Here is a 22,808-nt window from a genome sequence, read left to right on the forward strand (position 1 = left end):
AAAAAACATGCAAATTTATGAAATTACGCTGTAAAACAACCACGTTTGATAGGGAAAAGAACACTTCTTTGTTTCGCCTATCAAAAAAAACAATTATGATCATGCGAATCAGCTTATTCCACATCTTTTTACTGACCTGTGGTACTCATATGGTCTTTGCCACCGAAATGAGCGGACAGAATTTAGAATCTATATCTGTAGATATTGAACTTCATAATCAGGATATCAAGACTCTTTTTAAAACGATCGAAAATAAAACTGGATTGCTGTTTGCTTATCAGCCGCAAATCATAAAAGATTTTCCTAAAATTACTACACCAAGAGGACGCAGAACTGTTAGTGATATCTTAGACGCTGTACTTCAAGGCACTAATTTGGTCTACAAACAAGTAGATAAAAATGTTGTGATTTACAAAAAAGAAGTTGCTAAAACTGCTCCAACAGTTTCAAAAACAGAAAATTCAAATGAAGTTGATTATTCGCTTGTTGGTAAAATTTTAGATGAAAACGGATTGCCTTTGCCCGGCGTAAGCGTTGCGCTTGTTGGTGGCAACAAACAAGGAATATCTGATTTTGACGGACAGTTTTATATTAATTTGCCGAAAGGAAAACATGTCTTAAAAGTATCTTATATTGGATATAAAACCCAAGAAGTTACGGTTGAAAATCAAACTTCAATAACAATCAAAATGCAGCCCGATTTAGCAAAATTAGATGAGGTTGTAATTATTGGATACGGAACAACTACAAAAAGAACTTCTACAGGATCTGTTGTAAAAATTACTGCTGAAGATATTGAAAAACAGCCTATAACAAACATTCTTCAGAGTTTGCAGGGAAGAACTCCTGGAGTTTTTGTAACGCAGACTTCTGGCTATGCAGGAAGCAATATGAATATCAGTATTCGTGGTACAAACTCTATTGCAGGAGACAACTTGCCATTATATGTAATTGATGGCGTTCCTTATATCGGCGACGATATCAAAGAGCAGGTTCAATCAGACCGAGTAATTAGAGGCGCGCAAAAATCAACCAGCCCTTTAAATATTATTAATCCAAATGATATCGAAAGCATCGAAATTCTTAAAGATGCAGATGCAACTGCAATTTACGGATCGAGAGGTGCAAATGGTGTTGTACTTATTACGACTAAAAAAGGAGAATCTGGAAAAACTGTATTTACTGTAAATACAAATTCTGGAATTTCAGAAGTAGCACATATGGTAAAAACTTTAGATACTCCTACTTATCTAAACATGCTTCAAACAGCATTAACCAATGGCAAAGCGACACCAAGTGCTTTTAGTAACGGCATCGCCTTAACCGCTTTTGACCAAAATGCTTACACAAACTGGCAACAGAAATTAATAGGCGGTTCGGCTGATTTTAATGATTTTTCAGCAAGTTTAAAAGGCGGCAGCGATAATACCAATTTTCTTTTAAGCAGTGCTTACCATAAAGAAACTACTGTTTTGCCGGGAGATTTTGGTTATAATAAATTTTCTACTAATTTTAATATCAACCATTATACTTTAAATAAAAAGCTGAAATTAGGAGCTTCAGTATTATTTGCGACTGATGAAAATAAATTGCCTTATTACGATATTACAAATTATGCTATTAATACTGCTCCAAATCACCCGATTTACAATGCCGACGGAAGCTATTATTGGTCGCCAACATATTTTAGCGATGTAAACCCAATTGCTGCTTTAGACAGGAGAGTTGAAGATAAAGGAAACAATTTAATTACAAGCTTCAGCGTTCAGTTTGAAATTGCAAAAGGCTTATCTTTTAAAACAGACTTAGGATACGGAAGAGCGCAAATGACGTCAAAACAAATTTTGCCGGCATCTGGAATGAATAATGTTTATTATACGGCCAATAACATTTCGCTAAATACTTCAAGATCGTACACCGTTTCAATTAATAATACTAATAATTTTAGTATTGATCCTCAATTAAATTATTCTACTCCGTTATGGAAAGGTAATCTTACGGCTTTAGTAGGTGGATCTTGGCAGAACAGAAAATCTGAAATGCCTTCGTATGTAAATACGTCAGGGTATAGCTCTGACAATCTTATAGGTATTACAGGAACTGCAACGACAGCAACGATTTACAATGGTTCATCTGAATATAAATATGCTTCTCTTTTTAGCAGAGTAAATTATAATATTTTAAACAAATATATTCTGAATGTAAATTATCGAAGAGATGGATCATCACGTTTTGGCGCCAACAACCGCTACGGAAATTTTGGTTCTGTGGGAGGTGCATGGATTTTTACCGAAGAAAATTTCTTAAAAGGAGATTCTTGGTCTTGGCTTAGTTTTGGTAAACTTCGTTCAAGCTACGGAGAAGTTGGAAGCGATGCTATTGGAGATTACGGATATGCAAACACTTACAGTACTTCAACGTATGGAATAGGAAACTCTGCTATGTCTGCAACTAGAATTGCTAATCCAAATTTTCAATGGGAAGTTACTAAGAAATTTGAAGCTGCAATTGACTTAAGTTTCCTTAACGATCGTATTTCATTCAGTGCGGCATATTACAGAAACGTTTCTGGAAATCAATTGGTAAGCGCAACTTTGAGCCCCCAAGCTGGATTTACTTCTTATCAAGCCAATTTAAATGCTGAAGTTGAAAATAAAGGAGTGGAATTTACATTAGGAACAACTAATATTCGTACGAAAAACCTAAGCTGGACAACTTCATTCAACATTTCTAAAAACTCGAATAAATTATTGTCATTTCCAGGTATAGAAACTTCTAGTTATTACACAACTTATGTAGTTGGAAATCCGTTAAGCAGCAGATATTTATACAATTTCACAGGCGTAAACGCAGCAGGAATAGCACAGTTTGAAGATGCGAACGGAGACGGAAAAATTTCAACAGGATTTGCTCAGACAGGAAATGGAGACAGAAAATATTATGGTCCGTCTTATCCTAAATATTATGGTGGAATCTCAAACTCGATTTCATATAAAGCATTTTCTCTTGACTTTTTATTTCAATTTGTTAAACAGGAAGGAAGAAGCCTGCTTTCGTCTATCGCCATACAGCCGGGATATCCTTATGGTTTAGCAAATTATCAAGTAGATGAATACAATGATTATATAGCTCAAGGAAATGTATTGAGTTCTGCTTACCAAGCTAGTTTCTCTAACTATGCAGGTTCTACGGCAACAATTGTAGATGCTTCTTATATTAAACTTAAAAATGTAAGCGCTACTTATAACATTCCGTTAGACCAAAGCACGCAAAAATTCATACAGAATATACGTCTTTCACTTCAAGGACAAAACTTAGTAACTTTTACAAAATACAAAGGATTTGATCCTGAAACGCAAGGTTTAAATTTGCCTCCGTTGCGTACGATCACACTTGGAACTCAGTTTACATTTTAAATCTAAAAGACATGAAAAACAATACTAAATACACTTATATATTTTCGTTTTTTCTTTTGATAGGATTAACGGGCTGTGATGATATGCTTGAAGTTGATCTTCCAAGCAACGAGTTATCTTCTGTAACTATTTATGCGTCTGATCCTACTGCAGAAGCTGCTGTAAACGGAATTTACAACAGTATGGTAACTTATGCTTTTTACGGTTCGCTGCACGCTGATTTTGGACAGACTTCAGACGAACTTATTCTAAAAACACAGCTTGCAAATGTTTATACCTCAAACGAAATCCCTGTAAATGATGGAGATACTGGCGCAATGTGGACAAGCTTTTACAAAACCATATTTAATGCAAACAGCGTTATAGAAGGAATAAGCGAAAGCAAAACACTAACAGCAAGCAAAACACCGCGTTGGATTGCTGAAGCAAAGTTTTTAAGAGCCTACTGCTATTTTTATATGACTAATATTTGGGGAGATGTACCTTTGGTTTTAACCACAAATGTAGATCAAACTTCTTTAGCGCCGAGAAACACTCAAGCTGAAATATACAACCAGATTGTTATTGATTTAACAGATGCTTCTAATGACCTTCCTGTTAATTACAGCAATTACAGTTCACAGCGTATTAGAGCTACAAAATGGGCAGCAGAAGCTTTATTGGCAAGAGTAAATCTTTATTTAGGAAAATGGACAGAAGCTTCTACTCACGCAAGTGCAGTAATCAGTCAAACTGCGACTTATAAAATGATTACTGGATTAACTTCAGTTAACAGTCCGTTTATTGCTGATAATAACGAAGCAATCTGGCAAATACCTTATTTTACAACAGCGTATTCGTATGAAGGTGCTGCATTATTTTCTACAGCAGGAACTTATTTGCTTCGAAAAGGAAATACACTTTTTGAAACAGGAGATGCCAGAAAAACAAACTGGACAATTAGTGTTGCGGCAAGTGACGGAGTCCTATATTTAGCACCTCGAAAATATAAAAATGCTTATGTAACAACTCCTGTAGAACGTTCAACTGTTATTCGATTGGCAGAACTTTATTTGATAAGAGCAGAAGCCAGAGTAAAATCAAATGATATTACAGGAGCACAGCAAGATATTAATGTGATTCGCAATAGAGCTTTATTGCCTTCAACTACCCTGACAGATCCTACGCAATTATTAGCTTTAATTGCTTTAGAAAGAGAACGCGAACTTTTTGCAGAGTTTGGCCACAGATGGTTCGATCTTAAAAGAACCGGAACAATAGACCAAGTATTGGGTGCAACTGCAGGAAAAACATGGACTTCTGCAGACAGCCTTTTCCCGATACCTGAAACGGCTATTCGCTCTAATCCCTTTTTGACTCAAAATTCAGGATATTAAATAATATTAAAATAAATACCCAAGAATGTTTTTCATTGAAAAGCATTCTTGAGGTTTTAAAATTCACTATGGAAACAACAATTGTAAGAGTTGAGGATTTGTCACATCAATACAGTAAGGATTGGGCAATACAAAATATAAGTTTTGAAATTAAAGAAAACAAAATTCTAGGTCTTTTAGGATCTAACGGAGCGGGAAAATCAACTACAATGAATATCCTTTGCGGCGTATTAAACCAGACCAGCGGCAATATTTTTATTGATGGAATTAATCTAAAAGAAAACCCTGTTGAAGCTAAAAAATTAATTGGATTTTTACCGCAGACACCGCCTTTGCATTTAGACTTAACAGTAGATGAATATTTGATTCATTGCGCAGAATTAAGACATGTAAAAAAAGAAGATTTAAAAAATGCTTTAGAGAAGGCCAAAGAACAATGCGGTATTTCACATTTCAGCAACCGATTAATTCGCAACTTATCTGGAGGTTACAGACAACGTGTAGGTATTGCTCAAGCTATTATTCACGAACCTAAATTAGTAGTTTTAGATGAACCAACCAACGGACTTGACCCCAACCAGATTTTAGAAGTTAGAAAATTAATCAAAAAAATATCAAAAGATAAAGCCGTTATTTTTTCTTCTCATATTTTATCTGAAGTTCAGGCAACTTGCCAAGATATCAGAATGATTGAAAACGGACACATGGTTTTTGCCGATACACTTGATGCTTTCAATAATTATATCGAAGCAGATAAACTGACAGCAAGTTTTGAAAATCCGCCTGTCCTTACTGCTTTAACTGATATTGCTGAAGTTACAGCTGCTGTTTTTCTTACTCCAAAAAAAGTGCAGATTACTTTTACCGGAACTCAAGAAATTGCCGAAAAAATTGTTTCGCTAAGCGTAAATAACAATTGGAAACTGCGCGAAATTCAATTCGAAAAAGTATCTCTGGATGAAATTTTCGCACAATTATCTAAAAAAGCTCCCTCTAAAAATTCTCCTACTTCTTAAAAATATAAAAATGAAAACAATATACAGAATAGCTAAAACAGAACTCAATACCATGTTTTATTCGCCCGTTGCGTGGGTTGTTTTAGTAATATTTTCAATCCAGTCAAGCTGGAAATTCTTTGACACGCTCGAACGATTTGAAAAAGGACAAAAAATAGGCCAGCATATGGACAATTTATCACAAATTCTGTTTTCTGGTTTCAGCGGCCTTTTTACAGAAATGCAAAATTATTTATACTTATATGTGCCGCTGTTAACAATGGGACTTATAAGCCGTGAAATTAACAGCGGATCTATCAAACTTTTGCTTTCTTCCCCAATAAAGATAAAAGATATAGTTCTGGGTAAATTTCTAGCTATTGCAAGTTATTGCCTATTATTCATTGCAATATTAGGCATACTTGCAGGTGTAGCTTATTTTTCTATTGATAATTTAGATATCAAATTTGTTCTATCGGGTCTAATTGGCTTGTATTTACTGGTATGTACTTATGCGGCTATTGGCCTTTTTATGTCATGTCTGACTTCTTATCAGGTCGTAGCTGCCATAAGTACTTTAGTAGTTTTAGCTGGTTTAAATTTCATTGGTAAATTGTGGCAAGGAGTCGAATATGTAAAAGATATTACATATTTCCTTTCTATCTCCGGTCGCGCCAATGAAATGATAGAAGGTCTTATTGTAAGCAAAGACGTATTTTATTTTGTTTTAGTAAGCAGTCTTTTTATTGTTTTAAGTATCTATAAATTACAAACCGGAAGAGACGCACAAACAACTTCTACTAGAGTTCTAAAATATACTGTATTAGTAATTGTTGTTTTATCATTGGGCTACATTACGTCAAGAGCGCCATTATCAGTATACTTTGATATGACGAAAACTAAAAGCAGAACTTTGACAAAAAACAGTCTTGATGTTGTAGATAAGATAGATGGTCCAATAAAAATAACAACCTATGTTAATTTATTAGATATAAATTATTACATGGTAATGCCTTATTCTCAGAATCAGGACATTTCAAGTTTTGAAAAATATTCTCGCTTTTTGCCTCAAATGGAAATGGAATATGTGTATTATTATGATACTTCTAACAATGCTGCTTTATATGCTCAAAATCCGGGATTAAATGACAAACAGCTTGCTCAAAAAATGGTTGAAACACAAAATTTAAAGCTTAAAAAATTATACAGCCCAGCCGAAATAAGCAAAATTATAGATCTGAAACCAGAACAAAACAGAGTAGTCCGAACGGTTGAATACAACGGAAAAAAAACTTTTTTAAGAATGTTTGACGACATGTTTAAAATTCCCATGGAAAAAGAAATTTCTGCTGCGTTAAAACGTTTGGTTGTATCACCGCCCAAAATTGTATTTGTGACGGGAAACATGGAAAGAAGCGTTGACAAAAATGGAGACAAAAATTACAAAACAGGTTTTAATGAAGTTTCTTTCAGATATTCTCTGATCAATCAAGGGTTCGATGTTTCGTCTGTAGATATTAATGCACAAAATATTCCGGACCAAACAACTATTTTAATTATTGCAGATCCAAAAACACAGCTAAGCCAAGGTGCAATCGACAGAATCAACAAATACATCGACCAAGGAAAAAACTTAATGTTATTAGCTGAACCTGAAACAAATTCAACTTTGACAGCTGTTACAGATAAATTGGGACTTAGCTTTACAAGACAATCTTTAGTTCAGGAAAGCGGAGATAATTCACCAGATTATTTGGTAACTGAATTTGCCCAAAGTATCGATTCAGCTGTTATAAAATTAAATAAAACTAAAAATCCTATTCCATTTTTAGGAAGCAGCGGTATTAAAACAGCTAAAAATGCTGGTTTTACAGTAACACCATTATTAAAAACAAATAAACAACCAGCGTGGGAATCTCCAACCGGAATTAACACTATTTCAGCAGATTTGAAAAAGCAGTCTTCTTTTTCAGAAATGCCTCTTGCAGTCGCATTGACGAGAAACATCAACGGAAAATCTCAAAAAATAATTGTTTCAGGTGATGCTGATTTTATGGGTAATGCCGAGTTAAGCCGAGGCGGCTCAGGAACATTTCAGTTTGTTACAGATATTTTTACTTGGTTCAGCAATTATCAATTTCCAATTGACACAACACGTCCAGAAAATACCGACAATCATATTGCAGTAAATGCTAATCAAGTTTTCATTAGTAAGCTACTGTTCATAGGGTTATTTCCTATTTTGATTATATTAGGCGGTGCTTTTATATTGATCAGAAGAAACAGACGATAAAAAATAAAAAAATGCACAATACAACTAAAAAAAATATAGTAATTGGGATCATGCTCCTCTCCTTTCAAGGAGCATTTTCTCAATTTAAAACTACGCTTCCGTTAAATAAAAACGTGACCACCGGCAAACTTAAAAACGGATTAACGTATTACATCCTTAATAACGAAGAGCCTAAAGATCGTGCAAGTTTTTACTTTGTTCAAAATGTTGGAGCTATTTTAGAAGAAGATAATCAAAACGGATTGGCTCACTTTTTAGAACATATGGCTTTTAACGGCACTGAGCATTTTAAAGGAAAAGGAATTATTAAAATGCTGGAAAAAAATGGAGTAAGTTTTGGAAAAGACATTAACGCTTATACAGCTCAGGACGAGACAGTTTACAACATAAGTTCTGTTCCGGTAACCAATGAAAAGTTGATCGATTCTACACTTTGGGTTTTACATGATTGGTCTGGTTCTCTTTCTTTGACAAATGAAGAAATTGATGCAGAAAGAGGCGTAATTCGTGAAGAATGGAGAACGCGAAGAACAAGCGGGTTTCGTCTAAAAATGCAGACAGATCAAGTGTTATACAAAGGTTCTAAATACAGCAAAAGAGATGTTATTGGTGATCTAAATATCATCAATAATTTCAAATATCCTGAACTTAGAAATTATTACAAAAAGTGGTACCGTCCAGATTTACAAGCTGTAATTGTGGTTGGAGATGTTGATGTTAAAGTAATAGAGCAAAAAATAAAAGCAATTTTTTCTGGAATTCCCCTTGCAAAAAAAGCAGCTGCAAGAACCTATGCAAAAATTCCAAAACATGACGAATTGTATTTTGGAACCGCAACTGACAAAGAAGCTTCGTCAACAACAATTACATTGCAATATATTCTCGATGAACCTTTGGTAAAAGACAGTATCGTTACACGTAAAAATGTAATGAATTCTTTCTATACCAGTATTTTAAATAATCGTTTCAAAGAACTTATCTTAAAAAATAAAGGTTCAAGCTTGAATTTTAAAAGTTATTTAGAACCTATTTCAAGATTAAATACTTCGTTTAATATTTCGGCCTTAGCCAAAAAAGGAAAGACTTTAGAATCTTTTGAAGAAGCTTATACTGAAACCGAACGCTTGAAACGTTTTGGTGCCATACAAGCCGAATTAGACCGAACAAAAAAGCTTTTTATCAGTTCTTACGATGATTTTATAAATAATAAAGACAAAGTTGATAACGATACTTGGGCAGATAAATTGACGAATTATTTCTTAAAAGCAAAGCCTTTTTTAAAAGCAGAAGATGATTATAAATTAATTGTAGGCATCATAAAAAGTATTTCTTTGGAAGAATTAAACGCTTATGCGAAAACCATTCAAAAACCAACAAATCAGATCGTTTTGGTAACTGGATCAGATCAGGATCAGAATAATTTTCCGAATAAAGATGCCGTTGTTCAGGTGATCAAAAAGGTTGAAAGCATGAATTTAGAACCTTACACTAAAAAAGAAAACAACGCACCTTTAGTAGAAAAAGAACTAAAACCTGTTGCTGTTAAAAAAACATTTGATGTACCGGGAATTACAGAAGCAAAAGGTTACACGTTAGAAAATGGTGCCAATATCATTATTCTTCCAACGACTTATTCTCAAGATCAGATTGTTTTTTCTGCTTTTTCTAAAGGCGGTAAATCTTTGGTGAAAACAGAAGATTTAACTTCTGCCGAAATTGCGACAACAATTGCAAAATCGTCTGGACTTGGCAATTTTGATAATATTGGATTAAAAGAAAACCTTACCGGTAAAGTAGCACAGGCTTCTCCATTTATCGGAGAATTTACACAGGGATTTCAGGGAAGTTCGAATAAAGCTGATTTAGAAACCATGCTGCAATTGCTTTATCTTTCTTTTGAATCGCCACGTTTTGATCCTACTATTTTTAACATTTTAAAAGAGCAGTATAAAAATCGCTTGGAAAACATTAAAAAAGATAACGGAAGCGCTTTTAAAGACACTATTGATTTGGCAAATTCAAATCACAATCCTCGGACTTTTATCTTCAACGAAAAATTCCTTGAAACGATTGATTTGAAAAAAGCAGAAAATATATACCGTGACCGAATTAAAAATGCCGCTGCTTTTACTTTTGTTTTTGTTGGAAATATTCCAGAATCAGGATTAGGACTGATTCAAAAATATGTCGGAAATATAAAATCTGATTCTTTGTCAAAAGAAACTTTTATCGATTATAATATTGAACCTGCAAAGGGTAAAACAGTTGTTCATTTTAAACGTCCGATGGAAGTAGCTAAATCAACTGTTTACCTTCATTTGAAAGGGGAAATGGAATACAGCAAAGAAAATGCAGTTGGAATGTACATCATTGGCGAATTGCTGTCAAAACGTTTTCTACAGACAATTAGAGAAGAAGAAGGAGGCAGTTACGGCGTAAATGTTGCCGGAAATCTAGAACTGATTCCGAAATCGAATTTTGATCTTGCCTTGACTTTTGACTGCAATCCTGAAAAACAGGAAAAATTAATGCAGATTGTATGGAAAGAATTAAACGATTTAAAATCGAATCCAATCAATGTTAATGATTTAGAAGACATTAAAAAAGCACTTTTAAAAAATAGAGAAGAATCAATAAAAACAAATTCTTTCTGGATTTCAACTATTTACAACAGCAGTTTAAATCAGATTCCGTTTTCGACGGATGATGCATATAAAAATTTAATTTCTAAAATTGATCAAAAAACTATTCAGCAGTTAAGTAAGCACGTCTTGGATAGTTCTAGTAGCGTCGAAGTTATTATGAATCCGGAGAATTCTTCAGGAAAATAATACTTTAGTCTACATTTTTATTTTATTAGTCATTAAAGGTTGTCATTGCCAGACAGCCTTTTTTGGTTATTATAATGGAGTCATAAAAAAACAGCGATCTCTTAAATCGCTGTTTTTTTTATATTTTTAAATTTTTATTTTAGAAAAAAATCGGCATCAATTAATCGATTTCCTGTGTCATCATAAACGGCGTAATTAAAACCTCCCTGAACACAGTACGATCCGTATTCCCCCTCTTTATTTAAAGCAATAAATCCGACTTGAATATCTTTTAATTCTTTGTTTCTGTTTTTGGTCAATTTTACAATTCGGGCAACTGCTTCTTCACACGCTTTTTGAGGCGATTTTCCCTGACGCATTAATTCTACAACCAAATGACAGCCAGCAATCCTGATTACTTCTTCACCATGACCTGTTGCTGTTGCTGCGCCAATTTCATTATCAACATACAAACCAGCTCCAATAATTGGCGAATCACCCACACGGCCGTGCATTTTAAAAGCCATACCGCTTGTCGTACACGCCCCTGAAAGATTTCCGTTAGCGTCTAACGCAATCATACCAATTGTATCGTGATTTTCTATATTAGCAATAGGTTTGTATTTACTGTCTTTCAGCCATTCTTTCCATTCTTTTTCAGATTCTTCGACTAGTAAATTTTCTTTCTTAAAACCTTGTTCCAATGCAAATTGCAAAGCTCCATCACCAACCAGCATAACGTGAGGTGTTTTTTCCATTACAGCTCTTGCAACTGAAATTGGATGTTTAATAAATTCAAGACAAGCCACTGAGCCAATATTAGCATTTTGATCCATAATACAAGCGTCAAGGGTTACACGGCCATCTCTGTCGGGACGTCCGCCATAACCTACGCTTCTTTCTTTTGGATCGCCTTCCGGAATTTTAACTCCTGCTTCTACCGCATCTAATGCAGTTCCTTTTTTATTTAGAACTTCCCATGCGGCTTCATTTGCCTGAATTCCAAATCTCCAAGTAGAAAGTACAATAGGTTTCTTTCCTTTTTTAGAAACCACTATTTTTTCATCTTCTGAATTTCTGTTGAAAGATTGCAACGCCACAGCTACAGAAGCTATTGCCGTTGTTTTTATAAAATTTCTACGATTTGAGTTTGCCATAATTAGATAAAATTTAAAACCATAAGTAATGTAACAACATATAAAGAATTGTAATATAATTTTATATTACGTTAAACAATTTAAACCTTAGTAAATTTAAAAAAAACTATGCTTTATAAAGCATACTTGCCGCACCTAATAATGCCGCCGCTTCATTATCTGTAGAAACAGAAATCTTGATATCCATTCCTGCTTCTTTGATTTTTTTATTGAAACTCGGCAGAAAAAATTCGCTGGCGTTGGCTATTTTTCCACCAATAATAAAACTGTCAGCGCCAAATTTTTCTAACCAAGGAATTACGATTGACGCTAAATCTTCTCCCATTTCTTCAAAGGCCTTTTTAGCATATTCATCTTCGGCTAAAGCCAAATTAAAAAGTTCTAATCCGTCATTTAGATTTTGGCCTGTCAACTTTTTGTAGCGGTGTAAAAGACCTCGCGCTGAAACATAATCTTCAGCAATACTTTCTTTAAAAGGAATATTATAAATTTCGCCGTCTGCAGGGACTAATTCTCCCGAAGAAATAGAAATTCCATTGTCTATGAAACAAGCTCCAAGTCCAGTTCCGAGTGTAATTGCCATTACTTTTTTAGAAAGATTTGCAGCATCTTTATGCACTTCTCCTTTTCCAAAACAAACTGCATCGTTTTCAAAAAGAATTGGAAATTCGCTTGAAAGATTAAGTGTGCCTTGAATTAAATAACGAACATTTAAACCGTAAAAATGCTCATATTTAGATTGATCTTTTATCCAGCAAAGTCCGTTAGCATAATCAAACGGTCCAGGCATGCAGACAGCCAAACCTTTTATTTCTTCAACTTCCGAATTTTTTACCGAAGTTCGAATCGATTTTTCCCAAATAGACATTACTGCTTCAACTGGCATATTCGAATCAAAAAATTCTTTATGCAATGAAGGGTCGATTACTTGCATGTTTATAATATCTATAATTGCTGTGGTAATGTGTGTTCCTCCAATGTCTATTCCTACTGCATATTCTTTATTCATTCTGTATTTTTTTGAATTGAACCATTAAGAAATGAAGTTTCTGACTTCTTAATCTTTTAATGGCTAGTATTTTATTTTAGATATTCTTGTCTTTTAATATTTCAGGATACTTAATGCTTGTATGAACAATCATTTCGCCAAAAAGTGTATTTGCCCAAGCAAACCATTTTCTGGTAAACTTCGCAACATCATCTTTATGAAATGATTCGTGCATAAAACCGGTATCCGCATTTGTTTTGATCAAATTGCTGATGCACATTTTAATCTCTTTTTCATCAACACTTGTAATCGCTCTCAAAACAATACTCATTGGCCAAATCGTATCGACTCCTGTATGTGGACCGCCAATTCCTTCCCCTGCTTTTCCTTTATAGAAAAACGGATTATTTTCTGAAAGTACCACTTTTCTGGTATTCAAATAAAGCTGATTATCTGGTTCAATAGCACCTAAATATGGCAATGATAATAAAGACGGAACATTGGCATCATCCATCATATGGAAACTTCCGTATCCGTTTACTTCAAAAGCAATAATTTTTCCGAATTTTGGATGTTCGATGATTCCGTTTTCTTCTAAACCTTTCTGAACCTGATCTTTTAATTCTTTTGCTTTAGCTACTAAATCTTTGTCTAAAAGAGCTGGCAAAGAGAAGATTTCGATCAAGTAACCTAAAACTTCAATGGCAAACATATTACTCGGAATTAAATACCCAAATAAAGTACTGTCATCACTTGGCCTAAAAGTCGAAACAATTAAGCCACACGGTTTTACCGGATATCCGTAACCGCCTAACGGCACGCCATCAGTAGCCCAGGCTGTTGTTCTTTGAAAGCTGTACGGGCCTTTATCGTTCCAGCGTTGCTGTTCTTTAAAAGTCTGTAAAACCAAAAGCATAGCTTCTTTCCACTTGCTGTCGAACAAACTGATATCACCTGTTGCCGCCCAGTAGCCGTGCGCCAATCGCACAGGATAACACAAACTGTCAATCTCCCATTTTCGTTCGTGAATTCCGGGCTGCATTTTAGTTATGTCATTTTTCCACTCGCTTACTTTTGTAAAATCTTTATAAAAAGCATTTGCATACGGATCGAGCAAGATACATTTCGCTTGACGGTTGATAACACCTTTTACTAATTCTGCCAGTTTTTTATCTTCTTTTACAAACGGAATATAAGGCCAGATTTGAGCTGTACTGTCGCGCAGCCACATCGCATCAATATCGCCGGTGATTACATAAGTATCTGGTTTTCCGTCGATAATTTCAAAATCAACAGTTGTATCTAAAGTATTTGGAAAACAGTTTTCAAACAGCCAAGCCAATTCAGGATTCGCGATTTGTTTTTTAATTCGGACAATTGCGGCTTCAATCGCTGGACTTGTAAATTTTCTTTCTTTTAAAGGAGGTCTTTTGCTGATAAAATCTTTAAGCGCAAAATTGAAACTATCTGATTGCATTGCAAAAACATCGGTTTGAATAGCCAATAATCCAGCTGAAAAAATTCCAGTATTTTTTATAAATTTTCTACGTGAATTCATCGTATTTATTTTGAAGTTGAATAAGAATATGGAAAAGCGCTTTTAGCTGTTCCTCTTTGTAAATTAGGATCGCTGCTCATATCAAAATTTAATTCACCGCCCTTTAATACATCAAAATGATTGATATAATTTTTAGAGAAAGCCAAATTATTCCATTTTAAATCCTGCACATATTTGTTGGTTTCAGAATTTTTTGGAGCATTGATAATCAATTGTTTTCCATTTTCTAATTGTAAAGTAATTTTTTTAAATAACGGTGCACCCAAAACGTATTCGTCTGTTGCCGGACAAACCGGATAAAATCCCATAGCAGAGAAAATATACCAAGCCGAAGTCTGTCCATTATCTTCATCGCCGCAATAACCGTCTGGAGTTGGTTTGTATAAACGATTCATTACTTCTCTCGACCAATATTGAGTTTTCCAAGGTTCGCCTGCATAATTGTATAAATAAATCATGTGCTGAATGGGCTGGTTTCCGTGCGCGTATTGTCCCATATTCATGATCTGCATTTCGCGAATTTCATGAATTACAGATCCGTAATACGTATCATCAAAAACGGGTGGAGTTGTAAAAACGGCATCTAGTTTAGCTGTAAAATTTTTCTGTCCGCCCATTAAATCAATCAAACCCTGAACATCATGAAATACGCTCCAGCTGTAATGCATGGCATTTCCTTCTGTAAAAGCATCTCCCCATTTTAACGGATTGAAATTTTTTGGAAAACTTCCGTCTTTATTTCTACCGCTCATAAAACCAATTTCAGGATTATAAAGATTTTTATAATTCATCATTCGCTTTTCGTATAAACTGATTTCTTTTTTAGGACGATTTAAAGCTTTGGCTAATTTCCAAATGGCAAAATCGTCATAAGCATATTCTAATGTTCGTGCTGCATTTTCATTGATTTTTACATCGTAAGGAACATAACCTAAAGTATTGTAATAGGAAACTCCTGTTCTTCCAACAGCATCTAGCGGACCTTCATTATTGGCACCATGAACTAAGGCATCGTATAAAGTATTGATATCGTAACCGCGCAAACCTTTTATATAAGCCTCAGAAACTACTGAAGCTGAATTGTTCCCGACCATTACATTTCTAAAACCCGGACTCGACCATTCCGGCAAAAATCCGCCTTCTTTATAATCATTAATCAAACCTTCCTGCATTTCTTTATTAGTAGAAGGATAAACCAAATTCAGCAACGGATATAAGGCTCTAAAAGTATCCCAAAAACCGGTTCCCGCATACATATATCCCGGCAAAACACTTCCGTTGTACGGACTATAATGTACTGTTTCTCCTTTGGCATTTATTTCATATTGCTTTTGTGGGAAACAAGTTGCGCGGTATAGACAAGAATAAAACGTTTTTAATTGGTCTTCGCTTCCACCTTCGGCAGCCAGTTTTCCTAATACTTTATTCCATTCTGCTTTTGATGCTGCAACAGTTTCCTTGAAAGAAGCATTTCCTAATTCTTTCAAATTTAGTTCTGCCTGTTCCGGACTTATAAATGAAGAAGCTACTTTTACATTTATAATTTCGCCTTTTTTGGTTTTAAAACCAACAACAGCACCTGCGTGATTGTCTTGTAATTCTAATTTATCTTTTTCTAAACCTTTGTCATTCCACGTAGAATTTGAGGCAAAAGGTTTATCAAAAATCAGTACAAAATAGTTTTTGAAATTCGTTGGAACTCCTCCGCTATTTCGTGTTGTATAACCAATGATTTTATTTTCTGATGGAATTATTTTCACGTAAGAACCTTTGTCAAAAGCATCAATCACTATAGAAGATTGTTCATTTTCAGGAAATGTAATTTGAAAATGCGCCGCTCTTTCTGTCGCTGTAATTTCTGTTGTTACATCATAATCAGCCAGATAAACGCTATAGTAATATGGTTTTGAAACTTCGGCTTTATGACTGAACCAGCTTGCTCGGTCCGCTTCCGCGAAAGCCAATTTACCCGTTACCGGCATAATCGAAAACTGACCGTAATCGTTCATCCACGGCGATGGCTGATGCGTTTGCTTAAATCCTCTAATTTTTTCGGCAGTATAAATATAAGCCCATCCGTCTCCCATTTTACCGGTTTGCGGTGTCCAGAAATTCATTCCCCAAGGTCGGCAAATCGCTGGATAAGTATTTCCGTTAGAAAGACTGTGCAAAGATTGTGTTCCCATTAACGGATTCACATATTCTACAGGATCTAAAGTTTTGACTTGTGCATTTACGAAAACGCAACACTGCATTATTCCTAAAAAAATTAAACTCTTTATTTTCATGTTCTGTTTTATTATCCTAACAGTTTTTTCTAAAACTTTTAGGTATTAATATATTTGTTTGTAAAATGTAAATCTATACCTAACAGGTTTAAAAACCTTTTAGGAAAACTTAAAGCTCCGATTCCTTAAATCTAAATCTATCCCGAGACTTCGGGACTAAAATCTAAAATTTAAATCGGTCTGTCTGCTTTCTTAACTCCAAAAGTTGTCGATGGTTTGCTTCCCATAAACAATTTCAACTCTCCTCCTTTTACAATCATTTCCTGTGTGATGTATGATTTTGTATAAGGTTTTCCGTTGTATTCTGCTTTTTGAATGTAAATATTAGTTTTACTATTGTCAATTGCTTTTACTGTAAAAGAAATACCTTCTTTATGATGAATTGTTGCTTCATTTACTAACGGACTTCCAAAAACATAAACTCCGTTTGCCGGATTAACCGAATAAAATCCCATTGAAGACAAAACATACCAAGCCGACATTTGTCCTAAATCTTCATTACCGCACAATCCGTCTGGTTTTACAGAATAGAATTTATCATCGATTTCGCGAATTAATTTTGCGGTTTTCCACGGCTGTCCAGCAAAAGCATAAAGATATGGAATATGATGATTTGGCTCGTTTCCTTGCGCATATTGGCCAATTAATCCGCTGATATCCGGAGAAACTTCCTCGCCTTCAACTTTATCTGTAATTAAGAAAAGAGAATCTAATTTGTCTAAAAATTTCTTTTCACTTCCAAACAATTCAATTAAACCGTACGGATCCTGAGGAACTAACCAAGTATATTGCCAAGCATTTCCTTCAACATAATCGTCTTTACGATGCGCAGATGAAAGCGGGTTTAAAGGTGTTCTCCAATTTCCATCAGTTAATTTCCCTCTCATGAAAGTTGTTTCTTTATCAAAATACAACTTATACAAATTGGCTCTTTTGGTGAAGTAATTATAATCTTCTGTTTTGCCTAAAGATTTTGCCATTTGAGCAACACAATAATCATCAATTGCATATTCTAAAGCGTTACCAACAGATTCCAGTAATTTATCTGCAGGAATATATTCTAATTTCTGAACATAATCCATTCCGTCACGCGTTTGCATGGCTGTTTTTTTGATCGCTTCATAAGCTAAAGCTGTATCATAATCACGATATCCTTTTAAATAAGCATCGACAATAACAGCGATCGAGTGATTTCCGTTCATGGTATTGGTTTCATTGCCCATTAAATGCCAAACCGGTAATCTTCCCTGCTGTTCGTAAATCGCTAAAAATGACTTTACAATATCATTAATTTTTTCAGGCTGTGTTATCGTGTACAAAGGATGTAAACCACGATAAGTATCCCAAAGTGAGAAAGTTGTATAGTTGGTGAAATTTGCTTTTTCGTATACTTTTTTATCTGTTCCTCTGTAATCTCCGTTTGCATCATTAAAAATAGAAGGCGCAAACATGGTGTGATACAATGAAGTATAAAAAACTTTCATTGTTTTATCGTCTGCTTTAATCTGAATTTTATTTAATTCTTTGTTCCATTTTGAAGTCGCTGTTTTTACGATTTGGTCAAAATCCCAATTCGGAATTTCAGCTTTAATATTTGCTGCAGCATTTTCAGAACTTACCGGAGAAATTCCGACTTTCACTAAAACTTGTTTGTTTTTTGTTGCAAAATTCAGAATGGCTTTCATTTTTAAACCTTCTCCTTCATTACCATTTACAGCTGTTTTATCATCATATAATGCTAATTTTGAAATTGGTTCAGAAAATTCGATAGCAAAATAAACACGTTGATCTGCCGCCCAGCCTGCCGAAAAACGATAACCTACAAGTGTGGTTTCATTTGATTTTTTGATAAAAGTTTTTACCGGTTTATCCCATCCAATTCCATCAGCAAGATCTAACAAAACGTGATTATCATTGGCTGAATTAAAAGTATATTTATGAAAACCAACTCTTTCGCTGGCTGTTAACTCCGCTTTGATTTTGTATTTATCAAGTAAAACACTGTAATAGCCTGGTTTGCTTACTTCATTTTCATGAGAAAAATAAGAGCCGTAACCGTTTACCATATCTTCTTTTGTTCCTTTAAACAAAGGCACTTTTCCGGAAACAGGCAACAAGAGAATATCATTTAAATCCCCAATTCCGGTTCCGCTTAAATGTGTATGCGTAAATCCTAAAATGGTGTTGCTTGCATAATTATAACCGCTGCACCAATCCCAGCCTTCAAATATATTTACGGGCCCTAACTGAACTGCTCCAAACGGAACATTAGCGCCAACAAATACGTGTCCATGACCTGCAGATCCAATAAAAGGATTTACATATTGGGTATAATCTGAACTAGTTGTTTTTACCTTCTTCTCCTGTGAAATTGCTGCTAAATTACTCAGCATAAGTACTAAAAAAACGATGTGCCTGAATTTTGTAACCATTTTATTTGTTTTTTATTTGAATTTGCGTAATTCCCTATGTATGAAACGGGTTTCACTGATTTACGCAACTATTTTTATTTGACCGCAAAGAGCGCAAGGATTTACGCAAGGTCCGCAAAGTTTTTTTTCCGTTCATCCTTTGTTACTTTGTCCCTTTGTCTCTTTGAACCTTTAATTATATTTTTTCAAAACCTCATAAAGAGAATAAACTTTCAGCTCTGGCTTCATTATTTTCCCTTCAAAATTGATTGTTTTTTCTTCTCCTGCTTTTAAATCGAAATAGTTATCACTCCATTTTCCAGTATATCCTTTTATGGAGACATTTACATATTTTGCAAATTTTGATGCTTTTAAAACTACTTTATTTCTTTTTACTTCCCAAGTTATATTTGGATCTTCTAATCTTAAATTTATCGGACGTGTCAGATCTATTTCAGGAGTTTTATCATCCCGATACGCTTCTTTCATCGCGTACCAGGCTGCTTTGGGCTGACGGTCATAATAATCTGTTACGCTCCAGCTTGCGACTGGCCAGCAATCATTTAGCTGCCAAACTAAAGTTCCCATATTATAAGGCACTTTAGAACGGTGAATTCCAATAATATTTTTAAGAGCGTAATATTGAAGACATTGTGTAAGGTATGTATAATCCTCAACGTTCATTTTCTTTATTTTGGTTGAATCAATGAAATAGCGATTCAAATAAGAGTCTAATTTAAGAAATCCTTTTCCGGCTTTTTGATGGGCCTGCAGAATATCAGAATATAAATACCGGTCTTCTGGTAAAGTAAAAGCTTCTACAGAAGAATAATTAGGCATCGCCTGCATTCCGTATTCGCTCACAAAACGGCCTGTTTTTTCCTGAACTTTTTCTACATCTTCCAATCCCCACCAAGTTCCCCAATAATGACTGTCGCCTTCGTTAATACTTGCCTTTCTCGACCAGTGAAATAATGGTGATGAACTAATATAAGGACGTTTGTTATCAACTTCCTTAACCCATTTTGGAATACTATCCTGAAACAAACGAACATAATCGTGCCATAAACGAGTCGAATCTTGTTTGGACATTTTCATGCTTTTTTGCCATCCCCAACTTTTAAAAGCTTCATCTCCCTCATTATTGCCGCACCACAAAACAATACTCTTATGATGACGCAGGCGTTTTACCTGATACTGAACTTCTTTTTTTACGTTGTCAAAAAATGCGTCATCTCCCGGTATCATTGTTCCGGCAAACATAAAGTCCTGCCATACATAAATGCCGTTTTTATCGCATAAATCGTAGAAATAATCATCTTCGTAAACGCCACCACCCCAAACACGAAGCATATTCATATTGGCATCTTTCGCCATTCCGATTACTTTTTCGTATTCTTTTTTGGTTACTCTTGATAGAAATGCATCTGACGGAATATAATTGGCGCCTTTCATGTAAACCGGTTTTCCGTCAATTTTAAAATAAAAAGATTTGCCAAGTTCATCCGGTTGTTGTACCAGTTCGATTTTGCGATCTAAAACATAAGGCTTTTCAGGAGTTTTTTGGTCATAGAATTCAAGTCGCGGTGTTTTCCAAATTCCGCAAGTGGTAAATTTTGGTCCCCAATCCCAGCCAAAATGATATTGTGCTTTACGCACATAGGCACGCGGATTGTCAGGAATTATAAAAGGAAGATCTTTTTTGGCCAATGAATCGACTACATTTTGTGCCGATTTAAAAACTACTACCAAATCGTTATTTCCTGATTTTAATATCTTTTTCACATCAACTTTCCATTGACGAAACATATTATCAGCTTTTAAAATCAATTGATTGTTTAGATAAACCGTTGCGTAAGTATCTAATCCATCAAAAACTAATTCGCTATTTTTCTTTTTTAATATTGCTGGAGTTACATGAAAAGTAGTTTTATATTCCCAGTCTTTCTTTTCAATCCATTGCAGCTTTTTTTCGTTGTCGCGATAAAAAGGATCTGGTATTATTTTATTGCGCAGCAAATCGGTATGAATCTCACCGGGAACTACAGCAGGAAACCATTTTTCAGTTTTAGTTTCGCGGTACTGCCAGCCGATTTTTAAATCCATATTTTGTGCATTGCCTGCAAATGAAAAACTCACGAGACTAATAACAATAAGCCGATAAAAGCTTTTTTTGTATTCCATTTTAAATTTACTGCAAAAGCATGTTTTCTAATTCTTAAATAGATTTATATCCAAGTCGTCTAATGAACCTAAAACGATTTAGTAAAATAACTAAAAAAAATGATTCGTTTTTCTGTTATTTTAATCAAACTGATTCTCTAACAATCAGCTTTCCTTTTTTGAGACTTTTCTCTACATCAAATGTTTTCATATCCGTCATCTGACTCATTAATAATTGTATAGACTTAATTGCAATATCCTCAATCGGTTGCGCAATAACAGTTATTGTTGGCGTATGCAATTTAAAACTGTCATGATCATCAAAACTAATTACTGAAATGTCTTTAGGAATACTAATTCCCATAACTCTAAAAGCTTGTAATCCTGCAAGTCCCATATAATTTGCTAAAAATAAAACCGCATCAATCTTCGGATTTTTTTTAAAGAAGCTCATAATTTCGGCAATTCTAGTTTCTTCACTGCTATGATAATCCATATGAAGAACAAGGGCTTCATTGTAAACTCCTTCTTCTTTTAAAGCATCTCTATAGCCGTCTTCTCGCAGTTTCATCTGAATCATTTCAGATTTATTATTGACAACTGCAATGTGTTTACGGTCTTTATTCAGTAAAAATTTAGTAGCTGAATTTGCGGCTTCATAATTATCCATCACCACATGACTTACTCTTTGCCCGGGAAAATAACGGTCGACTAAAACAACTGGTTTTTTCAACTTTAAAAGAAGATCAATTTTGTCTTCAAGATTTTGAGTTGGCGTTATAATAAAACCATCAACATTAGCTTGCAACAGACTGTGAATTAATTCTGCAGAACGTTCGTCATCATCACCTGTACTGCAATAAAACACTCTGTAGTCGATATTTTTTGCTTCGTCTTCAATTACTCGTGCAAGTTCTGCAAAGAACTGATTCGAAATATCTTCAACTATAAGTCCAATTGATCTTGTTTTTCCAGTTCTTAAACTGGTTGCAATCATACTTGGCCTATAATTTAGTTTTTCTGCAACTTCCTGTACTTTTTTAATAACTCCAGCACTAATGCCCATTTTCTCGCCTTTATCATTGATAACAAAAGATACTGTAGATATAGATACTTTAGCTTCTGTAGCAATATCCTTAATGGTAATCTTTTTCATCTGTAGGCTAATGTTTTTAAACAGTTATTAAATATATCACAAATATATATAAAAATAGATACTAAAACGATTTTACAAATGTTATTATTATATATATCGTATTTTTGGAGTTAAAAAATGATATTATTATCAGTAATTCAGAGTATTATAAGAGTATATCTTGTTTACTAAAATTTTCAATAAAAAAAAACGCTGTT

Annotated in this window: 12 protein-coding genes; 5 read left to right on the forward strand and 7 right to left on the reverse strand. The window is 34.4% G+C overall.

What is annotated here, in order from left to right; translation table 11 throughout:
- The first annotated feature begins 95 nt into the window (after positions 1-95).
- From IRZ83_RS13735 to IRZ83_RS13755, 5 genes are all read left to right on the forward strand, one after another.
- On the forward strand, positions 96-3,416 hold the full coding sequence (locus IRZ83_RS13735) for a TonB-dependent receptor (RefSeq protein ID WP_194569562.1): 3,321 nt from the start codon (positions 96-98) through the stop codon (positions 3,414-3,416).
- Between the two features lie 11 nt (positions 3,417-3,427).
- Positions 3,428-4,792 (forward strand): RagB/SusD family nutrient uptake outer membrane protein, encoded by a 1,365-nt coding sequence (locus IRZ83_RS13740; protein WP_194569564.1) that lies wholly within the window; start codon positions 3,428-3,430, stop codon positions 4,790-4,792.
- Between the two features lie 68 nt (positions 4,793-4,860).
- On the forward strand, positions 4,861-5,808 hold the full coding sequence (locus IRZ83_RS13745) for an ABC transporter ATP-binding protein (RefSeq protein ID WP_194569566.1): 948 nt from the start codon (positions 4,861-4,863) through the stop codon (positions 5,806-5,808).
- Between the two features lie 10 nt (positions 5,809-5,818).
- Positions 5,819-8,080, forward strand: a complete 2,262-nt coding sequence (locus IRZ83_RS13750) for a Gldg family protein (RefSeq protein WP_194569568.1) — start codon at positions 5,819-5,821, stop codon at positions 8,078-8,080.
- An 11-nt stretch (positions 8,081-8,091) separates the two neighbouring features.
- Positions 8,092-10,911 (forward strand): M16 family metallopeptidase, encoded by a 2,820-nt coding sequence (locus tag IRZ83_RS13755; protein ID WP_194569570.1) that lies wholly within the window; start codon positions 8,092-8,094, stop codon positions 10,909-10,911.
- A gap of 134 nt (positions 10,912-11,045) precedes the next feature.
- Here IRZ83_RS13755 and IRZ83_RS13760 read toward each other — a convergent pair whose 3' ends face one another.
- The 7 genes from IRZ83_RS13760 to IRZ83_RS13790 all read right to left on the reverse strand — a co-directional run bounded on the left by IRZ83_RS13760 (position 11,046) and on the right by IRZ83_RS13790 (position 22,611).
- On the reverse strand, positions 11,046-12,047 hold the full coding sequence (locus IRZ83_RS13760; RefSeq protein ID WP_194569572.1) for an isoaspartyl peptidase/L-asparaginase family protein: 1,002 nt from the start codon (positions 12,045-12,047) through the stop codon (positions 11,046-11,048).
- A 106-nt stretch (positions 12,048-12,153) separates the two neighbouring features.
- Positions 12,154-13,056, reverse strand: coding sequence for an ROK family protein (locus IRZ83_RS13765; protein WP_194569574.1), 903 nt, complete (start codon positions 13,054-13,056; stop codon positions 12,154-12,156).
- 76 nt (positions 13,057-13,132) lie between these two features.
- A complete protein-coding gene (locus tag IRZ83_RS13770) occupies positions 13,133-14,593 on the reverse strand; it encodes a glycoside hydrolase family 125 protein (RefSeq protein WP_194569576.1) in 1,461 nt (486 codons plus the stop codon).
- 5 nt (positions 14,594-14,598) lie between these two features.
- Positions 14,599-16,881, reverse strand: coding sequence for a GH92 family glycosyl hydrolase (locus IRZ83_RS13775; RefSeq protein WP_194569578.1), 2,283 nt, complete (start codon positions 16,879-16,881; stop codon positions 14,599-14,601).
- 170 nt (positions 16,882-17,051) lie between these two features.
- The gene (locus IRZ83_RS13780) at positions 17,052-19,313 is read right to left on the reverse strand and encodes a GH92 family glycosyl hydrolase (protein ID WP_194569580.1); all 2,262 of its coding nucleotides are present in this window, start codon (positions 19,311-19,313) and stop codon (positions 17,052-17,054) included.
- 171 nt (positions 19,314-19,484) lie between these two features.
- Positions 19,485-21,476 carry a glycoside hydrolase family 2 protein gene (locus IRZ83_RS13785; protein WP_194569582.1) on the reverse strand — a complete coding sequence of 664 codons (1,992 nt, stop codon included), beginning with the start codon at positions 21,474-21,476 and terminating at the stop codon, positions 19,485-19,487.
- A 124-nt stretch (positions 21,477-21,600) separates the two neighbouring features.
- Positions 21,601-22,611 carry a LacI family DNA-binding transcriptional regulator gene (locus IRZ83_RS13790; protein ID WP_194569584.1) on the reverse strand — a complete coding sequence of 337 codons (1,011 nt, stop codon included), beginning with the start codon at positions 22,609-22,611 and terminating at the stop codon, positions 21,601-21,603.
- Positions 22,612-22,808 lie beyond the last annotated feature (197 nt).

The sequence above is a fragment of the Flavobacterium sp. JLP genome (assembly GCF_015350755.1).
Classification (GTDB): domain Bacteria; phylum Bacteroidota; class Bacteroidia; order Flavobacteriales; family Flavobacteriaceae; genus Flavobacterium.

Coding starts and splice junctions, on each gene's coding strand:
- IRZ83_RS13780 (WP_194569580.1), bottom strand. CDS start 19,313: ATGGTTACAAAATTCAGGCACATCGTTTTTTTAGTACTTATGCTGAGT.
- IRZ83_RS13775 (WP_194569578.1), bottom strand. CDS start 16,881: ATGAAAATAAAGAGTTTAATTTTTTTAGGAATAATGCAGTGTTGCGTT.
- IRZ83_RS13790 (WP_194569584.1), bottom strand. CDS start 22,611: ATGAAAAAGATTACCATTAAGGATATTGCTACAGAAGCTAAAGTATCT.
- IRZ83_RS13755 (WP_194569570.1), top strand. CDS start 8,092: ATGCACAATACAACTAAAAAAAATATAGTAATTGGGATCATGCTCCTC.
- IRZ83_RS13740 (WP_194569564.1), top strand. CDS start 3,428: ATGAAAAACAATACTAAATACACTTATATATTTTCGTTTTTTCTTTTG.
- IRZ83_RS13765 (WP_194569574.1), bottom strand. CDS start 13,056: ATGAATAAAGAATATGCAGTAGGAATAGACATTGGAGGAACACACATT.
- IRZ83_RS13770 (WP_194569576.1), bottom strand. CDS start 14,593: ATGAATTCACGTAGAAAATTTATAAAAAATACTGGAATTTTTTCAGCT.
- IRZ83_RS13760 (WP_194569572.1), bottom strand. CDS start 12,047: ATGGCAAACTCAAATCGTAGAAATTTTATAAAAACAACGGCAATAGCT.
- IRZ83_RS13735 (WP_194569562.1), top strand. CDS start 96: ATGATCATGCGAATCAGCTTATTCCACATCTTTTTACTGACCTGTGGT.
- IRZ83_RS13785 (WP_194569582.1), bottom strand. CDS start 21,476: ATGGAATACAAAAAAAGCTTTTATCGGCTTATTGTTATTAGTCTCGTG.
- IRZ83_RS13745 (WP_194569566.1), top strand. CDS start 4,861: ATGGAAACAACAATTGTAAGAGTTGAGGATTTGTCACATCAATACAGT.
- IRZ83_RS13750 (WP_194569568.1), top strand. CDS start 5,819: ATGAAAACAATATACAGAATAGCTAAAACAGAACTCAATACCATGTTT.